The organism is Bacillus cereus group sp. BceL062, from assembly GCF_051780025.1.
Taxonomy (GTDB): Bacteria; Bacillota; Bacilli; order Bacillales; family Bacillaceae_G; genus Bacillus_A; species Bacillus_A toyonensis.
The window spans coordinates 1-2,429 of record NZ_JBPWGY010000042.1 but is presented as its reverse complement, the minus strand read 5'-3'; the positions used below and the strand labels follow the sequence as shown (position 1 = coordinate 2,429).

Sequence of the window (2,429 nt, the reverse complement as noted above, 5' to 3'; positions counted from 1 at the left end):
GAAGAAGCTGTCACGCCAGAAAACAGTGAAAAAACTGTAGAAGAAAAAAGTGAGGCTGCTCTTTTACAAGAAAAAGTAGATGAGTTACAAGCGAAACTAACGGAAACGGAAGGTCGCACATTACGTCTACAAGCTGATTTTGAAAATTATAAGCGCCGTGTCCAAATGGATAAACAGGCTGCTGACAAATATAGAGCACAAAGTCTAGTTTCAGATATTTTGCCAGCTCTTGATAATTTTGAAAGAGCGATGCAAGTGGAAGCGACTGACGAGCAAACGAAATCCTTGTTACAAGGTATGGAAATGGTGCATCGTCAATTGCTAGAAGCGTTGACTAAAGAAGGTGTGGAAGCGATTGAAGCTGTTGGTAAACAGTTTGATCCGAATGAACACCAAGCTATTATGCAAGTGGAAGACAGTGAATTTGAATCAAACGCGGTAGTTGAAGAATTCCAAAAAGGTTATAAACTAAAAGACCGTGTGATTCGCCCATCAATGGTAAAAGTAAATCAATAATTTACATAAAAGTAGGAGGATTCGCCATGAGTAAAATTATCGGTATTGACTTAGGTACAACAAACTCTTGTGTAGCTGTTATGGAAGGTGGAGAACCAAAGGTTATCCCAAATCCAGAAGGAAACCGTACAACACCTTCTGTTGTAGCTTTCAAAAATGAAGAGCGTCAAGTTGGGGAAGTTGCGAAGCGTCAAGCAATTACAAACCCAAATACAATCATGTCTGTTAAACGTCATATGGGTACAGACTACAAAGTAGAAGTTGAAGGTAAAGATTTTACACCTCAAGAAATTTCTGCAATCATTTTACAAAACTTAAAAGCTTCTGCTGAAGCATACTTAGGTGAAACAGTAACGAAAGCTGTTATTACAGTACCTGCATACTTCAACGATGCAGAGCGTCAAGCAACGAAAGATGCTGGTCGTATCGCTGGTTTAGAAGTTGAGCGTATCATTAACGAACCAACAGCAGCAGCACTTGCTTACGGTTTAGAAAAACAAGATGAAGAGCAAAAAATCTTAGTATATGACTTAGGTGGCGGTACATTTGACGTATCTATCCTTGAGTTAGCAGACGGCACATTCGAAGTTATTTCAACTGCTGGTGACAACCGCCTTGGTGGAGATGACTTTGACCAAGTTATCATCGATCACTTAGTAGCTGAATTCAAAAAAGAAAATAACATTGATTTAAGCCAAGATAAAATGGCACTTCAACGTTTGAAAGATGCAGCTGAAAAAGCGAAAAAAGATCTTTCAGGTGTAACACAAACACAAATTTCATTACCATTCATTAGTGCTGGAGCTGCTGGCCCATTACACTTAGAATTAACGTTAACAAGAGCAAAATTCGAAGAGCTTTCAGCAGGTCTTGTTGAAAGAACATTAGAGCCAACTCGTCGTGCATTAAAAGACGCTGGCTTTGCTCCAAGTGAATTAGATAAAGTTATCCTTGTTGGTGGATCTACTCGTATCCCAGCTGTTCAAGAAGCTATTAAACGTGAAACTGGTAAAGAGCCATACAAAGGCGTAAACCCTGATGAAGTTGTAGCATTAGGTGCTGCGGTTCAAGGTGGCGTACTTACTGGTGATGTAGAAGGCGTACTATTATTAGACGTAACTCCACTTTCTTTAGGTATTGAAACTATGGGTGGTGTGTTCACGAAATTAATCGAGCGTAACACTACAATTCCAACAAGTAAGTCACAAGTATTCTCAACAGCTGCTGATAACCAACCGGCAGTAGACATTCATGTACTACAAGGTGAGCGTCCAATGTCAGCTGACAACAAAACATTAGGTCGTTTCCAATTAACGGATCTTCCACCAGCACCACGTGGTATTCCACAAATCGAAGTAACATTCGATATTGATGCGAACGGTATCGTTAACGTACGTGCAAAAGACTTAGGAACAAGCAAAGAGCAAGCTATTACAATTCAATCATCTTCAGGTCTTTCTGATGAAGAAGTAGATCGTATGGTACAAGAAGCAGAAGCAAATGCTGACGCTGACCAAAAACGTAAGGAAGAAGTTGAACTTCGTAATGAAGCTGACCAACTTGTATTCCAAACAGATAAAGTTGTAAAAGATTTAGAAGGTAAAGTAGATGCGGCTGAGGTTGCAAAAGCGACAGAAGCGAAAGAAGCGTTGCAAGCGGCAATTGAGAAAAACGATCTTGATGAAATCCGTGCGAAAAAAGATGCTTTACAAGAAATCGTACAACAATTAAGCGTTAAATTATACGAGCAAGCTCAAGCAGCTGCAGGGCAAGCAGAAGGTGCACAAGGAGCACAAGACGCTGGCGCGAAAAAAGATAATGTAGTAGACGCTGAATTTGAAGAAGTAAAAGAAGACAAGTAATTTAAGTACAAACATAATAAGTAAGATGACAAAAAGTCAAAGTCAAGCGTG

Annotated in this window: 2 protein-coding genes; both read left to right on the top strand. The window is 39.7% G+C overall.

Annotation, left to right across the window (positions count from 1 at the left end):
• On the top strand, positions 1–516 hold a 516-nt coding region (gene grpE / locus ACS2MN_RS30890), incomplete at its 5' end, for a nucleotide exchange factor GrpE (RefSeq protein ID WP_438894968.1).
• A 26-nt stretch (positions 517–542) separates the two neighbouring features.
• Positions 543–2,378 (top strand): chaperone protein DnaK, encoded by a 1,836-nt coding sequence (gene dnaK, locus ACS2MN_RS30885; RefSeq protein WP_000034694.1) that lies wholly within the window; start codon positions 543–545, stop codon positions 2,376–2,378.
• The last annotated feature ends 51 nt before the right edge of the window (positions 2,379–2,429 follow it).

Excerpts from the sequence above, each read along its gene's own strand:
- dnaK (WP_000034694.1), top strand. The coding sequence starts at position 543 with ATGAGTAAAATTATCGGTATTGACTTAGGTACAACAAACTCTTGTGTA.